The sequence below is a fragment of the Streptococcus mitis ATCC 6249 genome (assembly GCF_000146585.1).
GTDB classification, from domain to species: Bacteria; Bacillota; Bacilli; order Lactobacillales; family Streptococcaceae; genus Streptococcus; species Streptococcus mitis_AZ.
Genome location: NZ_GL397179.1, coordinates 1,353,218 through 1,379,994, shown reverse-complemented (window position 1 = coordinate 1,379,994; position 26,777 = coordinate 1,353,218). Strand labels below are relative to the sequence as shown.

At 41.7% G+C, this 26,777-nt stretch carries 28 protein-coding genes; 26 read left to right on the top strand and 2 right to left on the bottom strand.

Annotated features, from left to right (window positions below; genetic code table 11):
- The 15 genes from HMPREF8571_RS08485 to HMPREF8571_RS08415 all read left to right on the top strand — a co-directional run bounded on the left by HMPREF8571_RS08485 (position 1) and on the right by HMPREF8571_RS08415 (position 11,721).
- A complete protein-coding gene (locus HMPREF8571_RS08485; protein WP_000524800.1) occupies positions 1-738 on the top strand; it encodes an acyl-[acyl-carrier-protein] thioesterase in 738 nt (245 codons plus the stop codon).
- 10 nt (positions 739-748) lie between these two features.
- On the top strand, positions 749-1,522 hold the full coding sequence (locus HMPREF8571_RS08480; RefSeq protein WP_000323541.1) for a TIGR01457 family HAD-type hydrolase: 774 nt from the start codon (positions 749-751) through the stop codon (positions 1,520-1,522).
- Positions 1,512-2,129 carry a TIGR01906 family membrane protein gene (locus HMPREF8571_RS08475; protein ID WP_001259363.1) on the top strand — a complete coding sequence of 206 codons (618 nt, stop codon included), beginning with the start codon at positions 1,512-1,514 and terminating at the stop codon, positions 2,127-2,129. The genes HMPREF8571_RS08480 and HMPREF8571_RS08475 overlap by 11 nt, the downstream gene beginning before the upstream one ends.
- Before the next feature lie 220 nt (positions 2,130-2,349).
- Positions 2,350-2,751 (top strand): Spx/MgsR family RNA polymerase-binding regulatory protein, encoded by a 402-nt coding sequence (locus HMPREF8571_RS08470; protein ID WP_000631261.1) that lies wholly within the window; start codon positions 2,350-2,352, stop codon positions 2,749-2,751.
- Positions 2,752-3,030, top strand: coding sequence for a UPF0223 family protein (locus HMPREF8571_RS08465; RefSeq protein WP_001041964.1), 279 nt, complete (start codon positions 2,752-2,754; stop codon positions 3,028-3,030). It begins immediately after the preceding gene.
- Positions 3,020-3,793, top strand: a complete 774-nt coding sequence (locus tag HMPREF8571_RS08460; protein WP_000448246.1) for an inositol monophosphatase family protein — start codon at positions 3,020-3,022, stop codon at positions 3,791-3,793. Before HMPREF8571_RS08465 ends, HMPREF8571_RS08460 begins: the two co-directional genes overlap by 11 nt.
- Positions 3,794-5,098 carry an RsmF rRNA methyltransferase first C-terminal domain-containing protein gene (locus HMPREF8571_RS08455; protein WP_001160230.1) on the top strand — a complete coding sequence of 435 codons (1,305 nt, stop codon included), beginning with the start codon at positions 3,794-3,796 and terminating at the stop codon, positions 5,096-5,098. It begins immediately after the preceding gene.
- A 212-nt stretch (positions 5,099-5,310) separates the two neighbouring features.
- Positions 5,311-6,189 carry a phosphate ABC transporter substrate-binding protein PstS gene (locus HMPREF8571_RS08450; RefSeq protein WP_000746356.1) on the top strand — a complete coding sequence of 293 codons (879 nt, stop codon included), beginning with the start codon at positions 5,311-5,313 and terminating at the stop codon, positions 6,187-6,189.
- Positions 6,189-7,106 (top strand): phosphate ABC transporter permease subunit PstC, encoded by a 918-nt coding sequence (gene pstC / locus HMPREF8571_RS08445; protein WP_001070944.1) that lies wholly within the window; start codon positions 6,189-6,191, stop codon positions 7,104-7,106. The genes HMPREF8571_RS08450 and pstC overlap by 1 nt, the downstream gene beginning before the upstream one ends.
- Complete coding sequence (gene pstA / locus HMPREF8571_RS08440) at positions 7,096-7,980, top strand: phosphate ABC transporter permease PstA (protein WP_000543057.1); 885 nt, start codon at positions 7,096-7,098, stop codon at positions 7,978-7,980. Before pstC ends, pstA begins: the two co-directional genes overlap by 11 nt.
- A gap of 10 nt (positions 7,981-7,990) precedes the next feature.
- On the top strand, positions 7,991-8,794 hold the full coding sequence (pstB, locus tag HMPREF8571_RS08435; RefSeq protein ID WP_000049851.1) for a phosphate ABC transporter ATP-binding protein PstB: 804 nt from the start codon (positions 7,991-7,993) through the stop codon (positions 8,792-8,794).
- Between the two features lie 12 nt (positions 8,795-8,806).
- A complete protein-coding gene (gene pstB, locus HMPREF8571_RS08430; RefSeq protein WP_001287325.1) occupies positions 8,807-9,565 on the top strand; it encodes a phosphate ABC transporter ATP-binding protein PstB in 759 nt (252 codons plus the stop codon).
- Positions 9,566-9,576: 11 nt separating this feature from the next.
- Positions 9,577-10,230 (top strand): phosphate signaling complex protein PhoU, encoded by a 654-nt coding sequence (gene phoU, locus HMPREF8571_RS08425; protein ID WP_000946457.1) that lies wholly within the window; start codon positions 9,577-9,579, stop codon positions 10,228-10,230.
- An 89-nt stretch (positions 10,231-10,319) separates the two neighbouring features.
- The gene (locus tag HMPREF8571_RS08420) at positions 10,320-10,787 is read left to right on the top strand and encodes an NUDIX hydrolase (RefSeq protein ID WP_000384566.1); all 468 of its coding nucleotides are present in this window, start codon (positions 10,320-10,322) and stop codon (positions 10,785-10,787) included.
- Between the two features lie 118 nt (positions 10,788-10,905).
- Positions 10,906-11,721, top strand: coding sequence for an ABC transporter substrate-binding protein (locus HMPREF8571_RS08415; protein ID WP_004240278.1), 816 nt, complete (start codon positions 10,906-10,908; stop codon positions 11,719-11,721).
- Between the two features lie 19 nt (positions 11,722-11,740).
- Here the strand turns inward: HMPREF8571_RS08415 and HMPREF8571_RS08410 are convergent, their stop codons facing one another.
- A complete protein-coding gene (locus tag HMPREF8571_RS08410; RefSeq protein WP_000712265.1) occupies positions 11,741-13,012 on the bottom strand; it encodes a PLP-dependent aminotransferase family protein in 1,272 nt (423 codons plus the stop codon).
- Positions 13,013-13,157: 145 nt separating this feature from the next.
- Here HMPREF8571_RS08410 and budA point away from each other — a divergent pair, with 145 nt between their 5' ends.
- The 11 genes from budA (at position 13,158) to alaS (ending at position 25,187) form a co-directional block, all read left to right on the top strand.
- Entirely contained in the window at positions 13,158-13,889 is a 732-nt protein-coding gene (budA, locus tag HMPREF8571_RS08405; RefSeq protein WP_000375399.1) for an acetolactate decarboxylase, read from the top strand.
- 9 nt (positions 13,890-13,898) lie between these two features.
- The gene (locus HMPREF8571_RS08400) at positions 13,899-14,654 is read left to right on the top strand and encodes a YhfC family intramembrane metalloprotease (RefSeq protein WP_000172437.1); all 756 of its coding nucleotides are present in this window, start codon (positions 13,899-13,901) and stop codon (positions 14,652-14,654) included.
- A gap of 110 nt (positions 14,655-14,764) precedes the next feature.
- A complete protein-coding gene (murB, locus tag HMPREF8571_RS08395; RefSeq protein ID WP_000177103.1) occupies positions 14,765-15,670 on the top strand; it encodes a UDP-N-acetylmuramate dehydrogenase in 906 nt (301 codons plus the stop codon).
- Positions 15,671-15,809: 139 nt separating this feature from the next.
- Positions 15,810-16,967, top strand: coding sequence for an ABC transporter ATP-binding protein (locus HMPREF8571_RS08390; RefSeq protein ID WP_000742905.1), 1,158 nt, complete (start codon positions 15,810-15,812; stop codon positions 16,965-16,967).
- Complete coding sequence (locus HMPREF8571_RS08385; protein ID WP_000754115.1) at positions 16,948-17,754, top strand: ABC transporter permease; 807 nt, start codon at positions 16,948-16,950, stop codon at positions 17,752-17,754. The genes HMPREF8571_RS08390 and HMPREF8571_RS08385 overlap by 20 nt, the downstream gene beginning before the upstream one ends.
- A complete protein-coding gene (locus tag HMPREF8571_RS08380; RefSeq protein WP_000712716.1) occupies positions 17,751-18,524 on the top strand; it encodes an ABC transporter permease in 774 nt (257 codons plus the stop codon). The genes HMPREF8571_RS08385 and HMPREF8571_RS08380 overlap by 4 nt, the downstream gene beginning before the upstream one ends.
- A complete protein-coding gene (locus HMPREF8571_RS08375; RefSeq protein WP_000737969.1) occupies positions 18,521-19,591 on the top strand; it encodes an ABC transporter substrate-binding protein in 1,071 nt (356 codons plus the stop codon). Before HMPREF8571_RS08380 ends, HMPREF8571_RS08375 begins: the two co-directional genes overlap by 4 nt.
- Positions 19,592-19,706: 115 nt before the next feature.
- A complete protein-coding gene (locus HMPREF8571_RS08370) occupies positions 19,707-20,579 on the top strand; it encodes a GIY-YIG nuclease family protein (protein WP_004240275.1) in 873 nt (290 codons plus the stop codon).
- Positions 20,580-20,587: 8 nt separating this feature from the next.
- Positions 20,588-21,790 (top strand): PASTA domain-containing protein, encoded by a 1,203-nt coding sequence (locus HMPREF8571_RS11570; RefSeq protein ID WP_004240272.1) that lies wholly within the window; start codon positions 20,588-20,590, stop codon positions 21,788-21,790.
- A gap of 272 nt (positions 21,791-22,062) precedes the next feature.
- Complete coding sequence (locus HMPREF8571_RS08360) at positions 22,063-22,548, top strand: LURP-one-related/scramblase family protein (RefSeq protein WP_000847084.1); 486 nt, start codon at positions 22,063-22,065, stop codon at positions 22,546-22,548.
- Positions 22,549-22,568: 20 nt separating this feature from the next.
- The gene (gene alaS, locus HMPREF8571_RS08355) at positions 22,569-25,187 is read left to right on the top strand and encodes an alanine--tRNA ligase (protein ID WP_000811714.1); all 2,619 of its coding nucleotides are present in this window, start codon (positions 22,569-22,571) and stop codon (positions 25,185-25,187) included.
- 86 nt (positions 25,188-25,273) lie between these two features.
- On the opposite strand, the gene HMPREF8571_RS08350 is transcribed toward alaS, so the two are convergent.
- Complete coding sequence (locus HMPREF8571_RS08350; protein WP_001181089.1) at positions 25,274-26,722, bottom strand: alpha-amylase; 1,449 nt, start codon at positions 26,720-26,722, stop codon at positions 25,274-25,276.
- Positions 26,723-26,777 lie beyond the last annotated feature (55 nt).

Below are 26,777 nucleotides of genomic sequence, written 5' to 3'. Positions count from 1 at the left end.
ATGGGCTTAACTTATCAGATGAAAATGAAAATTCCTTTTGATATGGCGGACATGAACGGTCATATCAAACTTCCAGATGTGATTTTGCTGTCCCTGCAAGTATCAGGTATGCAATCGATTGAGCTGGGAGTCAGTGACAAGGACGTCTTGGAACGCTACAATCTGGTCTGGATTATCACAGATTATGAGATTGACGTGGCACGTTTGCCTCGCTTTGCTGAGGAGATTACGATTGAAACGGAAGCCTTGAGCTACAATCGTCTCTTTTGCTATCGTCGCTTCACTCTCTACGATGAAGCAGGTCAAGAAATGATTCACATGTTGGCAACCTTTGTTCTCATGGACCGCAATAGTCGGAAAGTTCATGGAGTCGAGCCTGAGATTGTTGCGCCTTATCAGTCTGAGTTTGATAAAAAACTGATCCGTGGGCCAAAGTATACAAATCTAGAAGATCCTATCAGTAAAGACTACCATGTTCGTTTTTACGATTTGGATATGAATGGTCATGTCAATAATAGTAAATACCTAGATTGGATTTTTGAGGTCATGGGGGCCGATTTTCTAACCAACTATATTCCAAAGAAAATCAATCTCAAGTATGTCAAAGAAGTGCGGCCAGGTGGCATGATTGCCTCAGCTTATGAACTCAAGGGACTAGAAAGCAAGCATCAGATTACCAGTGATGGTGAGATTAATGCCCAAGCTATGATTACTTGGCAAGAAATTGAAACGAATTAGAAAGGACGATATGGCTTATAAAGGTTATTTAATTGATTTAGACGGAACCATTTATAAGGGAAAAAACCGGATTCCCGCGGGTGAGGCTTTTGTGCATGAATTGCAAAAGCGAGAAATTCCTTATCTCTTTGTAACCAACAATACAACTCGTACTCCTGAGAGTGTTCAAGAGATGTTGACTCAGAATTTTAATATCAACACGCCTCTATCAACTGTCTACACGGCAACTTTGGCAACCATCGACTATATGAATGACTTGGGACTAGAAAAGACAGTCTATGTTATCGGAGAAGCAGGACTCAAGGATGCCATTCAGGCGGCCGGTTATGTCGAAGACAAGCAAAATCCTGCCTATGTGGTAGTTGGACTGGACTGGCAAGTCGACTATGAAAAATTTGCTACGGCGACCCTAGCTATCCAAAAGGGTGCCCACTTTATCGGAACCAATCCTGACCTCAATATCCCAACAGAGCGTGGTCTCTTGCCAGGTGCTGGTTCACTGGTAACACTTCTTGAGGCAGCTACACGGGTCAAACCGGTTTATATCGGAAAACCGAATGCCATCATCATGGACAAGGCAGTTGAGCATTTGGGCTTGGATCGAGAAGACTTGCTTATGGTTGGGGACAACTACCTGACAGATATCCGAGCAGGGATTGACAATGGTATTCCAACGCTCTTGGTGACGACAGGTTTTACCAAGGCAGAAGAAGTAGCGGACCTGCCAATCGCACCAACTCATGTGGTGTCTAGCCTTGCGGAGTGGAATTTTGATGAGAACTAAACTGACTTTTTGGGGAAGTATGCTCTTTCTCCTTTCCATTTCTATTCTCTTAACCATTTATCTGGCATGGATTTTCTATCCCATGGAGATTCAGTGGCTGAACTTAGCGGATCGAGTCTATCTAAAGCCCGAAACCATTCAGTACAATTTTCATATCTTGATGAATTACCTGACCAATCCCTTTAGTCCGGTCTTAGAGATGCCGGATTTTCGTTCGTCAGCGGCTGGTTTACACCACTTTGCGGTGGTGAAGAATCTCTTCCACTTGGTTCAGCTGGTCACTTTGGTGACACTTCCAAGTTTCTATTTCTTTGTTAAAAAGATTGTCAAAAAAGGCTTTTTAGCACTATATCGTAAAAGTATCCTGACCCTAGTGCTATTGCCTCTCGCCATTGGGCTTGTAGGAGTGTTGATTGGGTTCGAGCAATTTTTTACGCTTTTCCATCAGATTCTCTTTTGGGGAGATGATACTTGGCTTTTTGATCCAGCAAAGGATCGAGTTATTCTGATTTTACCAGAGATTTTCTTCCTCCATGCCTTTGTACTTTTCTTTGTTTTGTATGAAGGAATATTCAGTTTCCTTCTTGTCAAAGCTTTAAGAAAATAGTAGATAACATTCTGTACTTTTAATAAATAATGAGAGAATCTAATCGCTTTCATTTTTATTGATAGGTTATCCTAAAGATAAATTTGTAAAGCCTTCAAATTCTATCAGAAAAAGCCTATTTTCTATGAAAAAATAGGCTTTTTTTCCCAAAATAGCTAGCCAAGCGCTTTATTTTTTTGTATAATAGAAACAGCAAAGTTTAGATAAAGAAGAGAAAAGCATGATTACACTATTTTTATCACCGAGCTGTACATCATGTCGTAAGGCAAAGGCCTGGTTAGAGACGCATAAAGTGCCCTTTCAAGAGCATAATATTATGACCAGTCCTTTAACAAGAAAAGAATTGCAACACATTCTTTCCTTGACCGAAAATGGTACTGATGACATCATTTCAACTCGTTCAAAAATTTTCCAAAAATTGGATATTGATGTAGAGAGTATTTCGGTATCGGAGTTGCTTCAGTTGATTGAGCAATATCCTAGTCTTTTGCGTCGTCCAATTATTATAGATACCAAACGCATGCAGATCGGTTTTAATGAAGATGAGATTCGTGCTTTTCTCCCTCGTAGTTACCGTAAACAAGAATTGAAAGAAGCAACATTGAGAGCTGGTATTGGATAGATGAACAAACAGTATAGTTACCCACTAGATTTGTCGTGGAGCACTGAAGAACTTGCTTCAGTGCTTTCTTTTTTTAATGATGTTGAAGCTGCCTATGAAGACAAGGTAGAAGCTAAAAAACTACTAGATTCTTACAAGAAATTTAAGTCTGTGGTTCCGAGCAAAAGCGAAGAAAAACGTTTAGGTCGCGAATTTGAGACAGCGAGCGGTTATTCCTTCTATCATGCAGTTCAATCAGCAAAAGAAAAAAGAGAAGGGAAGATTTCTCTTGGAAACTAAATTTGAATTTGCCAAACAGATTGTGCAAGAAGCTGCAGATTACATTTTGGCCCACATGCAAGAAGATTTGCAGGTCGAGCGAAAATCTTCACCTACCGACTTGGTGACGCGTTTGGATAAGGAAGTTCAGGATCTCTTGGTTGGTAGAATTTTAGTATCTTATCCAGAAGATTTGATTTGCGCGGAAGAGGGCTGTTTGCGTACGGCAGTCGGCCAGGGGAATGTTTGGGTGATTGATCCCATTGACGGTACCAATAATTTTGTTGCCCAGCAGGAAGATTTTGCCGTGATGTTGGCCTACTTTGAGAATGGGGTTGGGAAATTTGGTATCATTTATGATGTTATGAAAGGGGATTGTTACCATGGTGGTGGTGCCTTTCCTCCATGTCGTAATAATGAGGCCTTACCAACTTTTAAAAAGAAGTCTCTTCAAGAATTTTTAGTGGCTGGTAACTCAGGCATGTTTGAAATCAATGAATGGGGCTTGGCTGATTTGGGTCGAGCAGCGTTGGGAGTTCGTGTCTATGGTAGTGCAGCAATTAGTTTTGCCAAGGTTTTGTCTGGTCGACTGCTGACTTATATTACCTATTTGCAACCTTGGGATTACGCTGCTGCAAGTATCCTAGGGGAAAGTCTAGGGTATCGTCTTCTGACTGTTTCTGGTGAGCCTGTTGATTTTCAAACACGTCAGCCAGTCATGATGGTGCCAATCGAGATGCAAGAAGAGATTCAGTCTTATATCTACGAAAGGAAAGAAAACTAAATGCAATTTCCAGAAGGATTTGTTGAAAAATATGAAGCGATACTAGAAGATGAGGCAAGAGATTTTCTTGCCTCTTTTAAACAGGAAGCAGTATCGGCTTTTCGGGTTAATCCCTTAAAAGAAAGTCAGCTATCGTTTGCAGATGCCATTCCTCATACACCTTGGGGGCATTATGGTAAGGTCTCTGGAAAGTCTCCAGAGCACGCGACAGGTCTAGTCTATTCTCAAGAACCGGCGGCCCAAATGGTAGCCCAGGTGGCTCAACCAAATCCTGGCATGAAGGTATTGGATTTGGCGGCAGCACCAGGTGGAAAATCCACTCAATTGGCAGCTTATCTGGCTAATCAGGGTATCCTTGTTTCCAACGAAATTTCAAGCAAGCGTGCTAAGATTTTAGTGGAAAATATGGAGCGATTTGGAGCGACAAATGTTGTTGTGACTAATGAATCTGCTGACCGCTTGGCCAAGGTTTTTAAAGGTTACTTTGATGTGATTGTCCTTGATGCACCTTGCTCGGGTGAAGGCATGTTTCGTAAGCAGCCAGAGGCCATGGATTATTGGAGTACCGATTATCCTAGCCAATGTGCCAGTCTCCAAAGAGAAATTTTAGAAGATGCAGTGACCATGCTTGCAGAAGGTGGCCGTTTAGTTTATTCGACCTGTACTTGGGCACCAGAGGAAAATGAAGAAATCGTCCACTGGTTGCTGGATACTTATGATTTTGAACTGCTTCCAGTTGAGCATGTGAATGGTATGGTAGCAGGAATTAATCTTCCTGAAACGGCGCGGATGTATCCTCATCATTTTAAGGGAGAAGGTCAGTTTGTTGCCCATTTGCAGTTTAAGGGAGAAAATCCAGCAGCCAAATTCAAAGCCAGCAAGACTAATCTCAGTCGCGAACAGCAGAGCTTGTGGCAAGAGTTTACCCAAAAACATCTCAAAATATCACTAACTGGCCTTCTACAAACTTTTGGAGACCAACTCTATCTCTTGCCAGAGATATTACCTGATCTAGGGAAACTCAAAATTGCCCGAAATGGACTTCATTTGGGTACTTTTAAGAAGAAACGCTTCGAACCAAGCTTTGCTCTGGGATTAGCCTTGAAACCAAGTCAAGTAAAACAAAGGGTCGAAATCAAGGATGAGGACTTTGTAAAATATGTGGCTGGGGAAACAGTTCAGCTAGCTGACAGTCTACCAAATGGCTGGTATCAAGTTGTGGTCCAAGGAAACGGACTGGGCTTTGCAAAAGTTACTGGAAATGTTTTGAAAAATTATTATCCAAAAGGCCTCAGATTCAAGTGAAAAAGCTAGTCAAAGAATCTATTCTATGTTATATTGGAAGTATGGGTTTTTTCTGATAGTCTTTCATTTTTACTTATATTATGTGATGAATTGACTGGTCCTCAAGGGGCTTCCAGTCTATAAATCGTAAACCAAATCCTATCATCACTGATTGTCATGATAGGAACTGAAAGAAATCAGAACATTCATCATTATGTTCAAGGAGAAAAATAGTGAAAAAAAGAAAAAAGCTCGTCCTATCTCTAGCGACACTTTTGCTTGTAGGTTCTCTAGCGGGATGTGCAAGCTGGATTGATCGTGGAGAAACCATGACAGCTGTCGGTTCAACTGCCCTTCAGCCTCTGGTCGAAGCCGCAGCAGACGAATTTGGTTCAAGAAACATTGGAAAAACAGTCAACGTTCAAGGTGGAGGCTCAGGAACAGGACTTTCCCAAGTGCAGTCAGGAGCGGTTGATATTGGAAACTCTGACGTTTTTGCGGAGGAAAAAGATGGAATTGACGCTTCAGCGCTTGTGGACCATAAGGTTGCAGTAGCTGGTCTGGCAGTAATTGTGAACAAAGAAGTGACTGTTGAAAATCTGACAATTGAGCAACTTCGCAAAATCTTTACAGGTGAAGTGACCAACTGGAAAGAAGTTGGGGGCAAAGACTTGGCCATTTCAATCATCAACCGAGCAGCAAGTTCTGGTTCACGAGCGACGTTTGATACGGTGGTTATGAATGGTCAAGCGGCAATGCAGAGCCAAGAACAGGATTCTAATGGAATGGTCAAGTCCATTGTCTCCCAAACTCCAGGAGCCATTTCTTATCTTGCCTTTGCCTATGTGGATGACTCGGTCAAGACCATGAAGCTCAATGGCTATGAGCCAACAACTGAAAATGTAACAACCAACAACTGGCCTTTGTGGTCTTATGAACACATGTATACCCTAGGTCAGCCGAATGAGTTGGCAGCTGAATTTTTAAAATTCATCCTCTCAGACGAAGCCCAAACTGGAATTGTTAAGGGCATGGGCTATATTTCCATCAATGAAATGAAAGTCCAAAAAGATGCGTCAGGTACAGTGACAGTGACAGAAGGGAGTCAATAATGAATCAAGAAGAACTTTCAAAAAAATTGCTCTCTCCTTCAAAGAACTCTCGACTTGAGAAGTTTGGTAAAGGATTGACTTTCGCCTGTCTTTCTTTAATTGTCATCATTGTGGCGATGATTTTGATTTTTGTAGCGCAGAAAGGCTTATCGACCTTCTTTGTCAATGGGGTGAACATCTTTGATTTCCTCTTTGGACAAACTTGGAATCCTTCAGGGAAACAATTTGGTGCCCTGCCAATGATTTTGGGTTCCTTTATTGTGACGATTTTGTCAGCCCTGATTGCAACTCCCTTTGCTATTGGTGCTGCAGTTTTTATGACAGAAGTATCACCAAAAGGTGCTAAGATTTTGCAACCAGCCATTGAACTTCTCGTCGGGATTCCTTCAGTCGTCTATGGATTTATCGGTTTGCAGGTTGTGGTTCCATTTGTTCGTAGTGTCTTTGGTGGAACTGGTTTTGGGATCTTGTCAGGGATTTTCGTTCTTTTTGTCATGATCCTACCAACTGTAACCTTTATGACAACAGACAGCTTGCGTGCTGTTCCTCGGCATTACCGTGAAGCTAGTTTAGCCATGGGAGCGACTCGCTGGCAAACCATCTGGCGTGTGACCTTGAAAGCAGCGCGTTCAGGTATTTTTACAGCAGTGGTCTTTGGGATGGCACGTGCCTTTGGTGAAGCCCTTGCTATTCAGATGGTGGTCGGAAACTCAGCAGTTATCCCAACCTCGCTAACAACGCCAGCTGCGACTTTGACTTCTGTTTTGACTATGGGTATCGGAAATACCGTCATGGGTACAGTTGATAATAACGTACTCTGGTCACTGGCCTTGGTATTGCTCTTGATGAGTTTGGCCTTTAACAGTGTGATTAAATTGATTACGAAAGAAAGAGGAAAGAAAAACTATGCACGCTAAGAAATTAGATAAACTTGCAACAGCTGTCCTCTATACCATCGCGGGTATCATCGTGACCATCTTGGCATCTTTGATTCTCTATATCTTGGTGAGAGGGTTACCGCATATCTCTTGGTCCTTCTTGACTGGAAAATCTTCTTCCTATCAAGCAGGTGGAGGTATCGGGATTCAGCTTTATAATTCCTTCTTCCTTTTGGTTATTACCTTGGTTATTTCTGTTCCTTTATCCATGGGAGCGGGGATTTTCCTAGCTGAGTATGCCAAAAAAGGGCCTGTGACCAATTTTATTCGTACCTGTATCGAAATATTGTCTTCTTTACCGTCGGTCGTTGTGGGTCTCTTTGGTTACTTGATCTTTGTAGTCCAGTTTCAGTATGGATTTTCCATTATTTCAGGTGCCTTGGCTTTGACCGTCTTTAACCTGCCTCAGATGACTCGAAATGTTGAGGACAGTTTGAGACACGTTCACCATACGCAACGTGAGGCTGGTCTGGCCCTCGGAATTTCTCGTTGGGAGACAGTTGTTCATGTTGTCATTCCAGAAGCCCTTCCAGGTATTGTAACAGGTGTTGTCTTGGCATCTGGTTGTATCTTTGGTGAAGCCGCCGCTCTTATCTATACGGCGGGACAGTCTGCACCAGCCCTAGACTGGTCTAACTGGAATATCCTCAGTGTTACCAGTCCTATCTCAATCTTCCGTCAAGCAGAAACCTTGGCTGTCCACATCTGGAAAGTCAACAGTGAAGGAACCATTCCTGATGCTACTATCGTGTCAGCTGGTTCTGCTGCTGTGCTCCTCATCTTTATCTTGATTTTTAACTTTGGAGCTCGCAAACTCGGAAGCTATTTACATAAGAAATTAACCGCTGCCTAAAGGAGAAGCCATGTCAAAATATAACTGGGATGAAAAGCATATCATCACCTTTCCTGAAGAAAAAGTGGCCCTCTCTACCAAGGATTTACATGTTTACTACGGTAAAAATGAATCCATCAAGGGCATCGATATGCAATTTGAAAAAAATAAAATTACAGCCTTGATTGGTCCTTCTGGATCAGGGAAATCTACTTATCTTCGCAGTCTCAATCGGATGAATGATACTATTGATATTGCCAAGGTCACAGGTCAAATCCTCTACCGAGGGATTGACGTCAACCGTCCAGAAATCAATGTCTATGAGATGCGCAAGCATATCGGAATGGTCTTTCAACGTCCAAATCCATTTGCCAAGTCTATTTACCGTAACATCACTTTTGCCCATGAACGTGCAGGTGTTAAGGATAAGAAAGTCCTTGATGAAATTGTAGAAACTTCTCTAAGACAGGCTGCCCTTTGGGATCAGGTCAAAGATGACCTTCACAAATCAGCCTTGATGCTTTCTGGAGGTCAGCAACAACGTCTCTGTATCGCTCGCGCCATCTCTGTTAAGCCAGATATCCTCTTGATGGATGAACCGGCGTCAGCCTTGGATCCGATTGCGACAGCCCAGTTGGAAGAAACCATGTTGGAATTGAAGAAGGACTTTACCATTATCATCGTTACCCACAGTATGCAACAGGCTGCGCGTGCAAGTGACTACACAGGATTTTTCTACCTGGGTGATTTGATTGAGTATGATAAGACATCCAATATTTTCCAAAATGCTAAGTTACAGTCAACCAATGACTATGTAACGGGACACTTTGGTTAGAAAGGAAACGGTATGTCAGAAGCGATTTTACAGATTAAAGACCTGTCCGTTTATTACAATAAAAAGAAGGCCTTGAATAGTGTTTCCCTTTCTTTCCAACCCAAGGAGATAACCGCCCTCATTGGTCCGTCAGGTTCGGGGAAGTCAACTCTTCTCAAGGCCATCAACCGCATGGGAGATTTAAACCCTGAGGTGACAACAACTGGATCAGTGGTCTATAATGGTCACAATATCTACAGTCCTCGCACTGATACGGTTGAATTGCGTAAGGAAATTGGGATGGTCTTTCAACAACCCAATCCCTTCCCTATGTCTATCTACGAAAATGTTGTCTATGGTCTACGTATCAATGGGGTTAAGGACAAGCAAGTTCTTGATGAAGCAGTAGAAACGGCCTTGCAACGTGCTTCTATCTGGGATGAAGTAAAGGATCGTTTGCATGATTCGGCCATTGGTCTCTCTGGTGGACAACAACAACGTGTTTGTGTTGCTCGTGTCCTAGCAACCAGTCCGAAAATTATCCTCTTAGATGAACCAACTTCAGCTTTGGATCCTATTTCTGCAGGTAAGATTGAGGAAACCTTGTATGGTCTGAAAGATAAATACACCATGCTCTTGGTAACGCGTTCCATGCAACAAGCCTCACGTATCTCTGATAAAACAGGATTTTTCCTAGATGGAGATTTGATCGAGTTTAACGATACGAAGAAGATGTTCCTAGACCCACAAAACAAGGAAACAGAAGACTATATTACAGGAAAATTTGGATAAGGAGTTGAATGATGTTACGATCTCAATTTGAAGAAGATTTAGAGAAATTGCACAACCAGTTCTACGCAATGGGACAAGAAGTGCTTTCGCAGATCAATCGTACAGTGCGTGCCTTTGTCACTCATGACCGTGATCTAGCTAAAGAAGTTATCGACAAAGATGCGGAAGTGAATGAATATGAAATTAAGCTGGAGAAGAAATCATTTGAAATTATTGCCCTTCAGCAACCTGTTTCGCAAGACCTTCGTACCGTCTTGACCGTTCTAAAGGCAGTGTCAGACGTGGAACGCATGGGAGATCATGCAGTGTCTATCGCTGAGGCGACCATTCGTATGAAAGGAGAGCAACGTATCCCTGCCGTTGAAGAAGAAATCAAACAGATGGGTCGCGATGTGAAGAACTTCGTCGAAGCAGCTCTGGATCTCTATCTGAATGGTTCTGTGGATCAAGCCTACGAGGTGGCGGCTATGGATGAAAAAATCAACCATTACTTTGATAGCATTCGTGAACTGGCTACAGAAGAAATCAAGAAAAATCCTGAAGCCATTGTTACAGGACGCGATTACTTCCAGGTTATTTCCTTCTTGGAACGTATCGGAGACTACGCAAAAAATATCTGTGAATGGGTTGTTTACTTTGAAACAGGTAAGATTGTTGAATTATAAAGTATTCAAATGATAAAATGATTGTGAAAGCTTACTTTTTAATAGTAAGCTTTCGTTGTATTGATGGTTTCTTTTATCAGAGGTGAGTAATGGACTACATACAGAATATAAGAAAAAAAGTAGGAAAAGATAAAATAATTTTAAATTTTACCTGTGGAATATTAAGTCAATCAGGAAAAATTTTATTACAAAAACGAGCAGATAAAGGAACGTGGGGATTACCAGGTGGTGCTATTGAATTAGGTGAATCGGCTTTAGAAGCTTTAGTGCGAGAGTTTTATGAAGAAACGGGAATCGAAGTGAGAGCGGAAAAACTCTTAAATGTTTATACTAAATATTCAGATAGTTATCCGAATGGCGATGAAGCTCAAGTGCTAACGATTTTGTATTTAGTTTCATCTAAAACTTCTATCTCTACAAACTTTTTTTCAAGTGATGAAACTTTAGAATTAGGATTTTTTGATCATATAGATATACAAAACATTGAAATTGTAAACCAGCAACATCAAGATATGATAAATGATTTTTTTGAAAATAAGTTCCCAATAGATAGATAAACTAATCTCTGAATTTCTATTTTTTGTAACTATATTTTATGAAAATGCAAGAAAAACGTTGACAAGCAGTTTCAAATGAGTTATAATTATTCAGAAATAACAGAAAGGATGTTTATTTATGAAATTCAAGAAATGGATATTAGCTGTGTGTAGCATGCTAGCCAGCATGATTTTAGTAGCTTGTCAATCCAGTACGGATAGTTCCCAGTCTGCTGTGGATGCTATCAAACAAAAAGGGAAGCTAGTTGTTGCGACCAGCCCAGACTATGCGCCATTTGAATTCCAAGCCTTGGTAGATGGTAAAAACCAAGTGGTTGGGGCAGATATTGATATGGCTCAAGCGATTGCGGATGAGCTCGGGGTTAAACTTGAAATCTCTAGCATGAGTTTTGACAATGTTTTGACCAGCCTTCAAACTGGAAAGGCTGACTTAGCCATTGCAGGAATTAGTGCCACAGATGAGAGAAAGGAAGTCTTTGACTTTTCAATCCCTTACTATGAAAACAAGATGAGTTTCTTAGTTAGAAAAGCCGATTTAGACAAATACAAGGATCTTTCAAGCCTCGCAAGTGCCAATATCGCTGCTCAAAAGGGAACTGTTCCAGAAACTATGGTGAAGGAACAATTGCCAAATGCCCAGTTGACATCCTTGACCAATATGGGGGAAGCCGTCAATGAATTGCAGGCTGGAAAAGTGGATGCTGTTCATATGGATGAACCAGTTGCTCTTAGCTACGCAGGTAAAAACTCAGACATTGTCGTTGCATCTGTTAATTTGACGATGAAAGATGGCGAAGCCAATGCCGTTGCTATCAAGAAGGATCAATCAGACTTGAAAGCTGTAGTCGATAAGGTTATCCAAAAACTGAAAGATGACGGAACCTATCAAACTTATCTTGAAAAGGCAGCAAAACTAACAGAAGTTGAACAATAAGAAAAAGCAGAGTTGGACTTTAATCCAATTCTGCTTTTATGTATTCTAATAGCTCTTCTAGATTTTCAAGAGTGACTTTGGCGAACTGATAAGGACAGGCATCCAAATAAGCCTTCTCAAAAAAGTCTAGTTTGAGTGAGCTATGCTTTAAACTGGCGATTTTAGGATAGTGTCTCAAATCAAGGAGAAGGCCATCGTGTAGAGGATAGTAGGGCAAGGGACAGGTGTTTTTTTCAAGTAGCTCCTTCATCCGAGTCTGATAGTTCTCTTGAAGGGTCAGTCTGGCCAGTCGATTTTTTTCAAATAACTGACTGTCGATGTAAAGAGAGAGCGCCTTTTGCATGATGAGATTGCTGTCATAGTCCAGGATATTTTTGTAGGAAACAAAGGTCTCTTTTAGAGCATTTGGGAGAATGAGGGCGGTAATACGAAGGGCTGGAAAGAGACTGGTTGAGAAGGACTTGATATAAATGACTCGATCCTTAGTATCCAGATAGTGGAAGGTTTGACCCTTTCTAGGATCTAAGTCTCCTAGATAGTCATCCTCGACGATGTAAACACCATACTGGTTTGCTAGATCCAGTATGGCCTTTTTTTCCTGATCAGAATAGGAATGACCAAGAGGATAGTGGAAGCGAGGTATGGTATAGAAGAACTTGATTTTTCCAGATTTGAACTGTTCTTCTAGTTCGTCAAGGTCAATCCCATCGATTCGACGTTCGATGGTCCTGTAGGCCAATCCCTGAGCGACCAAGAGGCGGTTCATTCGGTGGTAGGTCGGCTGTTCGACCAAAATCTCCTCTCCCTCGCTAGGAAAGTTAATCTGAGAAAGGATAAAGAGAGCTTGCTGGGTGCCAGATGTTAGAACCAGTTGGTCGGGTTTGCAGTAGAGGGCTTGGTCAAAGAGGAGTTGATGGACAGATTGTCTGAGTTCCTCAAGGCCCTCTTGGTTGTCATAGTAGTTGAAGAGGTAGTTTTCTCGGCCTATTAGAGTTTCATTGACACAGAGTCGGAAGTCATCATAGGCACTGGCATGTTCGTCAGTGACTTCGATTTCCAAGTCTTGGTGCTGTCCTTGTTCTAGAACATAGTAGCCACTTTGGGGTTTGGCATAGAGGTATTGTTCATGGCGTAATTCCAGTAGGGCTCGTTGGATAGTGTCCTTGCTACAGTGGAAGTCTTGGCTCAGTTGACGGATGGAGGGAAGCCGGCTACCTGTTGGAAATTTTCCTGATTCGATCCCCTTTTTTAGAAAGGAAACAACTGCTTGGTATTTACTTTCTTTCTTCATTCCAGACCTCCGTTGATTTTGTTACATTGTACCTTTTTTTTGCCTGCTTGGCAATGGGAAAAGCATTTCTCCCTTTCACATCTAGGAGCAAATGTGGTATACTTAGAAAGTATGATGATTCATTGAAAAGAAGATAAGAAAGAGAATGGATAGAAAAGTGCAGGAACCGGTTAAATTATTTCAATACAATACTCTAGGTGCCCTAATGGCTGGTCTCTATGGTGGAACCATGACAGTGGGAGAATTGTTGGAACATGGTGACCTTGGTTTGGGAACCCTTGATTCGATTGATGGAGAATTAATTGTCCTTGATGGCAAGGCTTATCAAGCCAAAGGTTCAGGGGAGCAACCTGAAATTGTAGAAGTTGCACCTGATGCCCTTATCCCTTATGCGGCAGTTGTTCCCCATCAGGCAGAAGTGATTTTCCGCCAGCGCTTTGAGATGACAGATAAAGAATTGGAAAAGCGAATTGAGTCCTACTATGATGGGGAAAATCTCTTTCGTTCCATCAAGATTCATGGGGAATTTGCCCACATGCATGTACGAATGATTCCCAAATCCACACCTGATACCAAGTTTGCTGATGTAGCGACTCACCAACCTGAATATAGTCGTGAAAATGTATCAGGAACCATCGTTGGATTTTGGACACCAGAGATTTTCCATGGAGTGAGCGTGGCGGGTTACCATTTGCACTTTATCTCAGATGATTTGACCTTTGGTGGGCATGTGATGGACTTTGTTATCAAAGAAGGAATGATCGAGGTGGGAGCTGTTGATCAATTGGACCAACGTTTTCCAGTCCAAGATCGCCAGTATTTATTTGCTAAATTTAACGTTGACGAGATGAAGAAAGATATTGATAAGTCAGAATAGGAGAAAAAGATGACATTACATATTATCCTCACCATGATCGCTTTAGTTCTCATTCTAGTAGGTGGAACTTGGTATGCCAAAAAACGGTTTAAAATCTCTCTTGCAGTGATGGGCTTGGGGGCAATCGCATTTTTCGTTTCTTCTCAAGTGTTAGAGAAGATGGTTCATCTTCTGGTACTCCATCCGCAAAAAGACGGAACCATTCCGCTCATGCAGGAGCAGCCTTTCTTATACGTCCTTTATGGAATCGCTATGGCTGCCCTCTTTGAGGAAACAGCTCGTCTTGTCTTTTTTAAATGGTTGGAGAAAAAGAGAAGGCTAGAAGATCGAGATGCTTTGGCTTATGGTTTGGGACATGGGGGCTTGGAGATGCTCTATCTCGGAATGGGAAGCTTGATCAGTTTGTTGATCCTCTTTTCACTCATCCAGTCCTCAAATACTGATGTAGCCAATCTTCTTCCAAAGACGACACTCGAAACGGTCCAGTCTCTTTCTGTATGGCAGGTTTATTTACTAGGAGTTGAGCGTGTGCTTGCTCTGGTTCTGCAAATTGGTCTCTCTATCTGGGTCTATCAAAGTGTTCGTCAAAAGAAATGGATCTACCTCCTTGCTGCCTATGGTTTGCATGCCTTGTTTGACTTGGCTCCAGCCTTATCTCAGGTAGGCCGGATTGCAAATCCGCTTCTAGTTGAGTTCATTCTTTTCGTAGAACTTCTAGTCTTTGTCTGGCTAACAAAATCTACATTTTGGAAAAAATCATCATAAAAAGAGGTTCACCTCTTTTTTTATGCAATGCTTTGATACTTCCATTTTTCGGTTCGTCAAAAGCCTTTAAAAATGGTATAATGAAATGACTTTACAAAAGGATGAGAGATATGACATTAGTAACTAAAATACAAGAACAATTAGAAGGAATCGATATTCGTTTTAAGGAACCTTTGAAGACCTATACCTATACCAAGGTTGGAGGTCGAGCGGATTACCTAGTTTTGCCACGTAATCGCTATGAGATGGCCCGTGTAGTCCAATTTGCCAATCAAGAGAATATTCCCTGGATGGTGCTAGGAAATGCCAGTAATATCATTGTTCGTGAAGGTGGAATCCGTGGTTTTGTCATCTTGTGCGATAAGCTTAATAACGTTTCGGTTGATGGCTATACCATCGAAGCAGAAGCAGGAGCCAACTTGATCGAAACGACACGTATTGCCCTTCGTCATAGTTTGACTGGTTTTGAGTTTGCTTGCGGGATTCCAGGGAGCATCGGAGGCGCTGTCTTTATGAATGCAGGTGCCTACGGAGGAGAGATTGCCCATATCTTGCAGTCTTGTCAAATTTTGACCAAGGAAGGGGAAATCGAGACCTTATCTGCCAAGGATTTGGCTTTTGGTTACCGCCATTCAGCTATTCAGGATTCTGGGGCCATTGTCTTGTCAGCTAAATTTGCCCTAGCTCCAGGAAATCATCAGGTTATCAAGCAAGAGATGGACCGCTTGACGCACCTTCGCGAACTCAAACAACCTCTAGAATACCCATCTTGTGGTTCAGTCTTTAAGCGTCCAGTGGGGCATTTTGCAGGTCAGTTGATTTCAGAAGCTGGTTTGAAGGGCTACCGTATCGGTGGTGTCGAAGTCTCAGAAAAACATGCAGGTTTTATGATTAATGTAGCCGATGGGACTGCAAGAGATTATGAAGACTTAATTGAGTCTGTCATTGAAAAAGTTAAAGAACATTCAGGTGTTACCTTAGAGCGAGAAGTTCGTATCTTAGGTGAACACGAATAACATTATTTTTACATAGCATTCAAAGATTGGGATTTTATCGCTAAATGAGGTTTAGGTCAATTTATTTCCTACGCTTGTGTATAGCATTCTAACAAGGTCCCAATCTGTTAATTTACGAAGAAGAAGGAATTTAGAGGAATTGAAAAAACCAATTATTGAATTCAAAAACGTCTCTAAAGTTTTTGAAGACAGCAACACCAAGGTTCTCAAAGACATTAACTTTGAGTTGGAAGAAGGGAAGTTCTATACACTACTAGGTGCATCAGGTTCTGGGAAATCAACCATCTTAAACATCATTGCAGGTTTACTAGATGCGACGACAGGGGATATTTTACTGGATGGGGTACGGATTAACGACATCCCAACCAATAAGCGAGACGTCCATACGGTCTTCCAATCCTATGCCTTGTTTCCACATATGAATGTGTTTGAAAATGTTGCCTTTCCTCTCCGCTTGCGTAAAGTCGACAAGAAAGAAATCGAGCAGCGTGTAGCGGAAGTTCTCAAGATGGTCCAGCTGGAAGGTTACGAGAAGCGTTCCATCCGCAAACTCTCTGGAGGACAACGTCAGCGTGTAGCCATTGCCCGTGCCATTATCAACCAACCCCGTGTGGTTTTGTTGGATGAGCCTTTGTCAGCGCTGGACTTGAAATTGCGGACAGACATGCAGTACGAACTGCGTGAACTGCAACAACGATTGGGAATAACCTTTGTCTTTGTCACTCACGATCAGGAAGAAGCTCTGGCTATGAGTGACTGGATTTTCGTTATGAATGATGGCGAGATTGTCCAGTCAGGAACGCCTGTGGATATCTATGATGAGCCGATCAACCATTTTGTTGCGACCTTTATCGGTGAGTCAAATATCTTGCCAGGAACCATGATTGAAGACTACTTGGTCGAGTTTAACGGCAAACGATTTGAAGCGGTCGATGGTGGGATGAAGCCAAACGAACCTGTGGAAGTTGTTATTCGTCCAGAGGACTTGCGCATCACTCTTCCTGAAGAAGGCAAGCTCCAAGTTAAGGTGGATACTCAGCTTTTCCGTGGGGTTCACTACGAGATTATCGCCTATGACGAGCTCGGAAATGAATGGATGATCCACTCGACTCGTAAGGCCATTGTGGGTGAGGAAATCGGTCTGGACTTTGAACCAGAAGACATCCACATCATGCGTCTCAACGAAACCGAAGAAGAGTTCGATGCTCGTATCGAAGAATACGTAGAAATCGAAGAGCAAGAAGCAGGTCTGATTAACGCGATCGAGGAGGAAAGAGATGAAGAAAACAACCTCTAAACTCTTTGTAGTGCCCTACATGCTTTGGATTGCCCTCTTTGTTCTCGCACCCTTGGTCTTGATTTTCGGTCAATCCTTTTTCAACATCGAAGGGCAGTTTAGTTTAGAAAACTATAAATCCTACTTTGCGTCACAAAACTTGACCTATCTTAAAATGAGTTTCAACTCTGTGCTCTATGCTGGGATTGTAACTCTAGTGACACTTCTTATCAGCTATCCAACAGCCCTCTTTTTGACTCGTCTCAAGCACCGTCAACTCTGGCTCATGCTGATTATCTTGCCGACTTGGATTAATCTGCTCCTCAAGGCTTATGCTTTTATCGGGATTTTTGGTCAAAATGGCTCCATTAACCAATTTTTGGAATTTATTGGAATCGGTTCGCAGCAGTTGCTCTTTACCGATTTCTCCTTTATCTTTGTCGCAAGCTACATCGAGCTTCCATTTATGATTTTGCCCATCTTCAATGTCTTGGATGATATGGATAACAATCTTATCAATGCCAGTTATGACCTCGGTGCGACCAAGTGGGAAACTTTCCGCCACGTTATCTTCCCTCTATCAATGAATGGAGTGAGAAGTGGGGTTCAGTCGGTCTTTATCCCCAGCTTGAGTCTCTTCATGCTGACACGTTTGATTGGTGGGAACCGCGTTATCACACTGGGAACGGCTATTGAGCAGAACTTCCTTACAAATGACAACTATGGAATGGGTTCTACCATCGGTGTGATCCTCATCCTGACCATGTTTCTCACCATGTGGGTGACCAAGGAAAGGAGAGAACGATGAAAAAATTTGCTAATCTCTACCTAGCCTTTGTCTTCATCATCCTATATTTGCCAATCTTTTACTTGATTGGCTATGCCTTTAATGCTGGCGATGATATGAACAGCTTTACTGGTTTTAGCTTGAGCCATTTTAAAACCATGTTTGGTGATGGCCGTCTCATGTTGATCCTCACCCAAACCTTTTTCTTGGCCTTTCTATCAGCCTTGATAGCGACCATTATCGGGACTTTCGGTGCCATTTACATCTACCAGTCTCGTAAGAAATACCAAGAAGCCTTTTTATCACTCAATAATATCCTCATGGTTGCGCCTGACGTTATGATTGGTGCTAGCTTCTTGATTCTCTTTACCCAGCTTAAGTTTTCACTTGGCTTTTTGACAGTTCTATCTAGTCACGTGGCCTTCTCCATCCCAATCGTGGTCTTGATGGTCTTGCCTCGTCTCAAGGAGATGAATGATGATATGATTCACGCGGCTTATGACCTTGGTGCTAGTCAGTTCCAAATGTTCAAGGAAATTATGCTCCCTTATCTGACGCCGTCAATCATTGCGGGTTATTTCATGGCCTTCACCTATTCGCTGGATGACTTTGCCGTGACCTTCTTTGTGACGGGAAATGGCTTTTCAACCCTGTCAGTCGAGATTTACTCTCGTGCTCGTAAAGGGATTTCGCTAGAAATCAATGCCCTGTCTGCCCTCGTCTTTCTCTTTAGTATTATCCTAGTTGTAGGTTATTACTTTATCTCACGTGAGAAGGAGGAGCAAGCATGAAAAAACTCTATTCATTTTTAGTAGGAATTGTAGCGATTATCCTTGTCTTGTGGGGGATTGCTCATCATCTAGACAGTAAAATCAACAGTCGAGATAGTCAAAAACTGGTTATCTACAACTGGGGAGACTACATTGATCCCGAACTTTTGGAGAAATTCACAGAAGAAACAGGCATCCAAGTACAGTATGAGACCTTTGATTCTAACGAAGCCATGTATACCAAGATTAAGCAGGGTGGAACAACCTACGATATTGCCATCCCGAGTGAGTACATGATTAATAAGATGAAGGACGAAGACCTCTTGGTTCCTCTTGATTATTCAAAAATTGAAGGAATCGAAAATATCGGACCTGAGTTCCTCAACCAGTCTTTTGACCCGGGTAATAAATTCTCCATCCCTTATTTCTGGGGGACCTTGGGAATTGTTTACAATGAAACCATGATAGATGAGGCGCCTGAGCATTGGGATGACCTCTGGAAACCAGAATACAAGGATTCTATCATGCTCTTTGATGGGGCGCGTGAGGTGCTGGGACTCGGGCTTAACTCACTCGGTTACAGTCTCAACTCAAAGGATCCTCAGCAGTTGGAAGAAACGGTAGACAAACTCTACAAACTGACTCCAAATATCAAGGCCATTGTGGCGGATGAGATGAAGGGTTACATGATCCAGAACAATGCTGCCATCGGTGTGACCTTTTCTGGGGAAGCCAGCCAGATGTTGGAGAAAAATCCTAACCTCAAGTATGTCGTTCCGACTGAGGCCAGCAATCTCTGGTTTGATAACATGGTCATTCCAAAAACCGTGAAAAACCAAGATGCCGCCTATGCCTTTATCAACTTTATGTTGAAACCCGAAAATGCTCTGAAAAATGCCGAGTATGTGGGCTACTCAACACCAAACCTACCAGCCAAGGAAATGCTCCCAGAGGAGACAAAAGAAGACAAGGCCTTCTATCCAGACGCTGACACCATGAAACACCTAGAAGTTTATGAGAAATTTGACCATAAATGGACAGGCAAATATAGCGACCTCTTCCTCCAGTTTAAAATGTACCGGAAGTAGGAGTAAGCAGACATGAAACGAATCAGTTAAGCTGGTTCGTTTTTGTGTTGGTAACTATAATTAAAAACAACTTATAAAAGTTTGACCCTAACTATGCTTTTTTGTATAATAACATATGAGAAATACAAATTTAATTAAATATAATGAGGTGTTAAATTTTATTATGGATTTAAAGTTAAACGATATTTTGAATATAAGTGAACAAAATCAATGGAAATTCAAGGTAAAATTTAATAATTGGACGGGCGAAAATCCAATTCAGACCTATTTGAGAGACGAAGAAATAATTAATAACTACAACTTATTTTGGAGAACAAAAAAGCGATATTTCAATGTTGGAGATATTGTCATAAATTTCATTAAGATTGATAATAACAAATGGTTATTAACTACTATAAAAGAAGTGAGTAAGGAACTTTTTGTTACTGGAGGACAAAATTATGAAGGAATTGAACTAAAGGAATATTCAGCCCTTTTTGGTCGTCTAATTATTCGGTACAGAAAAGAATCTAGAGGTTCAGTTCTAAAGTATACAACTTGTAAGGAAAAACTTGTGATAGAGCAATTGTTATCAGATTCATTTGGAGGAGAAGAATTTCCAGGATATGATAATATTTCTTTATCTTACAAAGAATTAGAATTTATTTTACGTTTGAGAAAAAAAGATTGGATAACTGCTTTAGAAAATCAAAAAGCTGTTTATCTTATTACGGATAAGCAGAATGGTAAATTATATGTAGGCTCAGCAACTTCAAACTATGGTATGCTTTTACAACGTTGGCAATCCTATGTGGATAATGGACATGGTGGCAATAAAGAACTTAGGATTTTGGTTGAAAAACAAGGGTTGAATTACGTTAAAGAAAATTTTCAATACTCTGTATTGGAAAACTATAACGGTAAAATAGATGATAAGTTTGTTTTAAAACGTGAATCCTGGTGGAAAGAAGTTTTAAAATCTAGGGAACATGGTTATAATGCGAACTAGGAGGGAATATGAATAATCTGAATGATTGGGAAAAAGCTCGTCGAGAAGAAGAATTGAATCAAGAGCTAAAAAGACAGAATAACTTGTTGGAACAACAGAGATGGGAACAGCAATTTTCTAACCAAAAACAACAGGCAGCACTAGATGAACAAAATCGTCTTGCTCGAGAACAACAAGAAACATTAAAAGAGAGAAATGAACTAGAACGTCAGAGACAATGGGACGAGGAATCTCGACATCAACGAGAGTTAGAATTACGTATAGAACAACAATATAAAGATAATATATTTGATTTAAAAAAACTTTGGGCCAAAGCTGAAACTGAAGATGAGAGAGGGAGAATTCAGATACTCTTAGCAGAAGCAGAAGCTGACTGGAATGAGTATTTGTTGGAGAAAGAAAGAGAAGCAGAAAGACAACGATTAGCTACAGAGCAATTTCAATTAAAACAACAGCAAGAAATAGAACAGAATGAATTATTAGAGCGTCGTAGACAGAAAATAAGTAGAATAAAGTGGTTTTTCGGAATAGCTATAAGCTTACTTTTATTAGTGATAATTGGAACTTTTTTCATAGGTATGAGCAGGTCTAAATCATCTCATAACAGTACTAAGCAATCAACTCAATCATCTAATTCAGCAACCTCCACAAGTTCTACAAAGCAAGCTTCTCTTGGTGGAAATAAATCTAAAGATAAACAAACTTCATCTACAAGTTCTGCCTCTTCTAGTTCACAGGTATCAAAAGTATATATTGGAAACTACATTGGTCGAAAAGTCTCGGCTGCTATAGATGAATTGAAGAGTAAAAAAATTACTGAGGATCATATAAAAGTTGAAGAAGAGGAAAGTGATGAATATTCTCCTGGTACAATTTTACGTCAGAGTTTGTTAGAGGGGACTTTATATGATTTGAATGATTCATCAGATATTACTTTTACTGTTGCAAAAGAGCGAACTAGTGCTACAATGCCAAATTATGCAGGTTCAAGTTTAGAGTTTACAAAAAATAATTTAACTAACATTGTAGGTATAAAAGAAGCTAATATTGAAGTAGTAGAAGTTTCCAGTGCTCCTGAGGGTACTGCTGAAGGAACAGTAGTATCTCAAACTCCAAAAGCTGGAGAGAAAGTTGATTTGAAACGTACACGAATTAAAATTTCAATTTATAAGCCCAAAAATACTCAAACATCACAAAGTAGATCTAGATAAATTAAGAGGTTAATGCAGAAGTTTATGATTCGTTGTCATCAACCTTGACGAACTCCTCCAAAAACGATATAATACTAGAGTTGAGAATTGATTTTCTGTCGTCTTAGTCCAGAGAATTGGCGGTGCTGCGAGCCATCTAAGCTAGGAAGTCATGCTACTCAATCAGACAATTGCATAAGAATAAGAGAATGACAAGTTCATTGAATGAAGGTGGTACCGCGGTTTTTCGCCCTTCGTGATGTGAGCTTGTCTTTTGATTTTTGGAGGTGTTTATGAAGACATTTCTCGTGAAACAAAAGTTTCGTCTTGGGGGCGAACGTTTTGATATCAAGGATGACAGAGGAGTAGTGAACTATCAAGTGGAGGGATCTTTCTTCCAAATTCCTAAGACCTTTACCATCTATGACGCCTATGGTGAGCAGGTCAGTGAAATCAGTAAAGAATTTTTCACCTTGCTTCCTCGCTTTACTATTCAGCTACGAAACGGTTCCAATTTCGTCATTCGTAAGAAGTTGACCTTCTTTCGAGATAAGTATGAGTTTGATAATCTGGGGCTTCGTATCGAGGGCAATATCTGGGATTTGAATTTCAAATTGTTGGATGATCGTGACCAAGTGATTGCCGAGATTCGGAAAGAGATTTTCCATTTGACCTCAACTTACACCGTAACTGTCTATGAAGACTCTTATGCAGACCTGGTCATTTCCCTCTGTGTCGCGATTGACTATGTGGAGATGCTGGAAAGCCAATCAAATTAAACAAGTAATAAGGAGATATTATGAAACAACTATCTAGTGCTCAAGTTCGCCAAATGTGGCTAGATTTCTGGGCAAGCAAAGGTCACTCTGTAGAACCATCAGTCAGCTTGGTTCCAGTAAACGACCCAACTCTTTTGTGGATCAACTCTGGGGTAGCAACTCTTAAGAAATATTTTGACGGAACCATTATCCCTGAAAACCCACGGATTACTAATGCGCAAAAAGCTATCCGTACTAACGATATTGAAAACGTAGGGAAGACTGCGCGTCACCATACCATGTTTGAAATGTTGGGGAACTTTTCTATCGGTGATTATTTCCGTGATGAAGCCATCACTTGGGCTTATGAGCTCTTGACAAGTCCTGAATGGTTTGATTTCCCAGCTGAAAAACTTTATATGACCTACTATCCTGAAGATAAGGATTCTTACAACCGCTGGATTGAAGTAGGAGTGGACCCAAGCCACTTGATTCCAATCGAAGATAACTTCTGGGAAATTGGTGCGGGACCTTCTGGACCAGATACAGAAATCTTCTTTGACCGTGGAGAAGCCTTTGACCCAGAAAATATCGGTATTCGCCTGCTTGCAGAAGATATCGAAAACGATCGTTATATCGAAATCTGGAACATCGTCTTGTCACAATTTAACGCTGACCCTGCTGTTCCTCGTAGCGAGTACAAGGAATTGCCACACAAGAACATTGATACGGGCGCTGGTTTGGAGCGTTTGGTGGCAGTTATCCAAGGGGCTAAGACAAACTTTGAAACAGACCTCTTCATGCCGATCATTCGCGAAGTTGAGAAATTGTCTGGTAAGGTCTACGACCAAGATGGCGACAACATGAGCTTCAAGGTTATTGCAGACCACATCCGTTCACTTTCATTTGCCATTGGTGATGGTGCTCTTCCAGGAAATGAAGGTCGAGGTTATGTCCTTCGTCGTTTGCTCCGTCGTGCTTCTATGCACGGTCAAAAATTGGGAATCAACGAGCCTTTCCTTTACAAACTCGTTCCAACTGTTGGAAAAATCATGGAAAGCTACTACCCAGAAGTGCTCGAAAAACGTGACTTTATTGAAAAAATTGTGAAGAGCGAAGAAGAGTCATTTGCCCGTACCCTTCACTCAGGTCAACACTTTGCAGAAACCATTGTAGCTGATTTAAAAGCGAAAGGTCAAAACGTTATCGCGGGGCAAGATGTCTTCAAACTCTACGACACTTACGGATTCCCAGTTGAATTGACAGAAGAAATCGCTGAAGAAGCTGGTATGACAGTCGACCGTGAAGGTTTTGAAGCAGCCATGAAAGAGCAGCAAGAACGTGCGCGTGCTTCAGCTGTCAAGGGTGGCTCAATGGGTATGCAAAATGAAACCCTCCAAAACATTACAGTGGAAAGTGTCTTCAACTACAATGCTAGTCAATTGCCTTCTAAGTTGGTGGCTATCGTAGCGGATAATGCAGAAGTAGAAGCTGTTTCTGAAGGAACTGCCTCTCTCATCTTTGCGGAAACACCATTCTACGCTGAAATGGGTGGACAAGTAGCTGACCACGGTCAAATCTTGGATGCTAAAGGAAATGTCGTAGCGAATGTGACGGATGTGCAAAAAGCACCAAACGGACAAGCTCTTCATACTGTTGAAGTTCTTGCACCACTTGCTTTGAACCAAGAATACACCTTGGCTATCGATACCAACCGTCGTCATCGTGTTATGAAAAACCACACTGCGACTCACTTGCTCCATGCGGCTCTTCACAATATCCTTGGCCACCATGCGACACAAGCAGGATCTCTGAACGAAGTAGAATTTCTTCGCTTTGACTTTACTCACTTCCAAGCTGTGACTCCTGAAGAGTTGCGCGCCATTGAACAGCAAGTCAATGAGAAGATTTGGGAAGCCATCGCAGTGGAAACTGTTGAGACAGATATTGACACGGCTAAAGAAATGGGAGCTATGGCCCTCTTTGGTGAGAAATATGGTAAAGAAGTCCGCGTTGTGACCATCGGTGACTACTCTATTGAGCTTTGTGGTGGTACCCACGTTGGCAACACTTCTGAAATTGGCCTCTTCAAGATTGTCAAAGAAGAAGGGATTGGTTCAGGAACTCGTCGTATCTTGGCAGTGACTGGTAAAGAAGCCTTTGAAGCCTACCGTGAACAAGAAGACGCTCTTAAAGCTGTTGCATCAACTCTTAAAGCACCTCAACTCAAGGAAGTACCTCACAAGGTTGAAGGCCTTCAAGAGCAACTCCGTCAATTGCAAAAAGAAAATGCAGAATTGAAGGAAAAAGCAGCAGCTGCAGCGGCAGGTGATGTCTTTAAGGATGTGAAGGAAGTCAACGGACACCGTTACATTGCAAGCCAAGTTTCTGTATCAGATGCAAGTGCCCTTCGTACCTTTGCGGATAACTGGAAACAAAAAGACTACTCTGATGTGCTTGTCCTAGTTGCCGCTATTGGTTACAAGGTCAATGTCCTCGTAGCAAGCAAGACTAAAGATGTACACGCAGGAAACTTGGTTAAAGAATTGGCTCCAATCGTCGATGGACGTGGTGGTGGTAAACCAGACATGGCTATGGCAGGAGGAAGCAACCAAGCGAAAATTCAAGAACTCTTGGATGCAGTAGCAGGTAAATTGTAAGACAATAAAGATCTATCCATTTGGGTAGGTCTTTTTGCCTACTTAAAAAGCCAAATCCGCTTGGATTTGACTTGTAACTGATAGGTTTATTTTGTTGCCCAAACACTGACTGAACCCGCTGCTACTGGAAATTCTCCATAACCTTCAGCGTTGATTGTAACTTGTGCTGGATGATTTTCAAGGAGGTCAACAAAGGTTTGGTCAGCCCATTCTTGCCCGACAAACATAGATTTGCTGTTTTCTTGGTCATTTGAGATGAGGACAGCGATTGGAGATTGATGTTCAGCACCTGAACGAACCCAACCGATACAGTTGGCATCGTCAAAGTAGTCTGTTTGCTCCCCATATGCCCTGTCTTTTCGGATGGCTAGGAGACGATCAAGAACTTCTCTGAAATCTTGTTGAGCAAATTGCCCTGAAATGCCGTAATAGTCTCCGTAAAAGACACATGGAAGACCATCTTGGCGTAATAGAATGAGGGCATAGGCTGCTGGCTTGAACCATTCTTCAACAGTAGACTCAAGGGCTTGTCCTCGTTGGGTATCATGGTTGTCAACGAAAGTGACTGCTTTGTCAGGCTTGAGTTCAACCAAGCTATCTGTGAAAATGTTACGAAGGTCGTAACTTGCTCCAGCTTGACTGGCTTCAAAGAGGTTCTGGTGGAGACGAACATCGACAAGATCAAAGCGTTCTTCTGTTTTCTCGAGATAGTCTAGATTGGCTTCCTTGTCTGGATTCCAAAATTCACCAAAAACATAGAAATCTTGACCGTATTTTTCCTTCATATCACGGATGAAATTGCCCATAAAGAAGGAGTCGATGTGCTTAACGGCATCCAAGCGGAAACCAGCAACACCAGTCGTTTCCATGAACCAGTCAGCCCAGTCATAGATGTTTTGGATGACTTCAGGATGCTTAAAGTCTAGGTCAGCATACATGAGGTAGTCGTAGTTACCGTTTTCGTTATCGACCAATTCCTCATTTGCCCAGCCTTTATTGTCTCCCTGGATCAGGTAAATGCCAGACTTACGTCGCTTGGCATCGTAGTCCGTACCTGTGAAGTGGTACCAGTGCCAGTGGAAGTCATTGTAGGTATCTTGGCGACCATCGAAGGTGAAGTGAGTCCAGCCGTTGATAGTAAAGGGCTCGCTTAGTTGAACGGTACGGTCCTCAGGGTCCACTTCAATAACCTGAAAGGCTTCCATATGATCGGCAGCAGCCTTGTGATTGAGCACCACATCGGCCATAGGTTGAATTCCCTGTGCCTTTAGGGTTTGAATGGCTTGAAGATAATCTTCTTTAAACCCATACTTGGTACGGACAGTCCCTTTTTGCTGAAATTCTCCTAGGTCAAAAAGATCGTAAACACCATAGCCGACATCTTTTTCGTTGGTTGCCTTGAAGGCAGGTGGCATCCAGACATGGCTGATACCAAGGTTTGCTAGGTGCTCTGCATCATTTGTCAGTCGCGTCCAGTGTTGGCCGTCGTGAGGCAAATACCATTCAAAGTATTGCATAAGTGTCTGATTTTGCATTGTTTTTCCTCTTGCTTATCAATGTTGTGTTTTATTCTACCATAAAGTTTAGAAC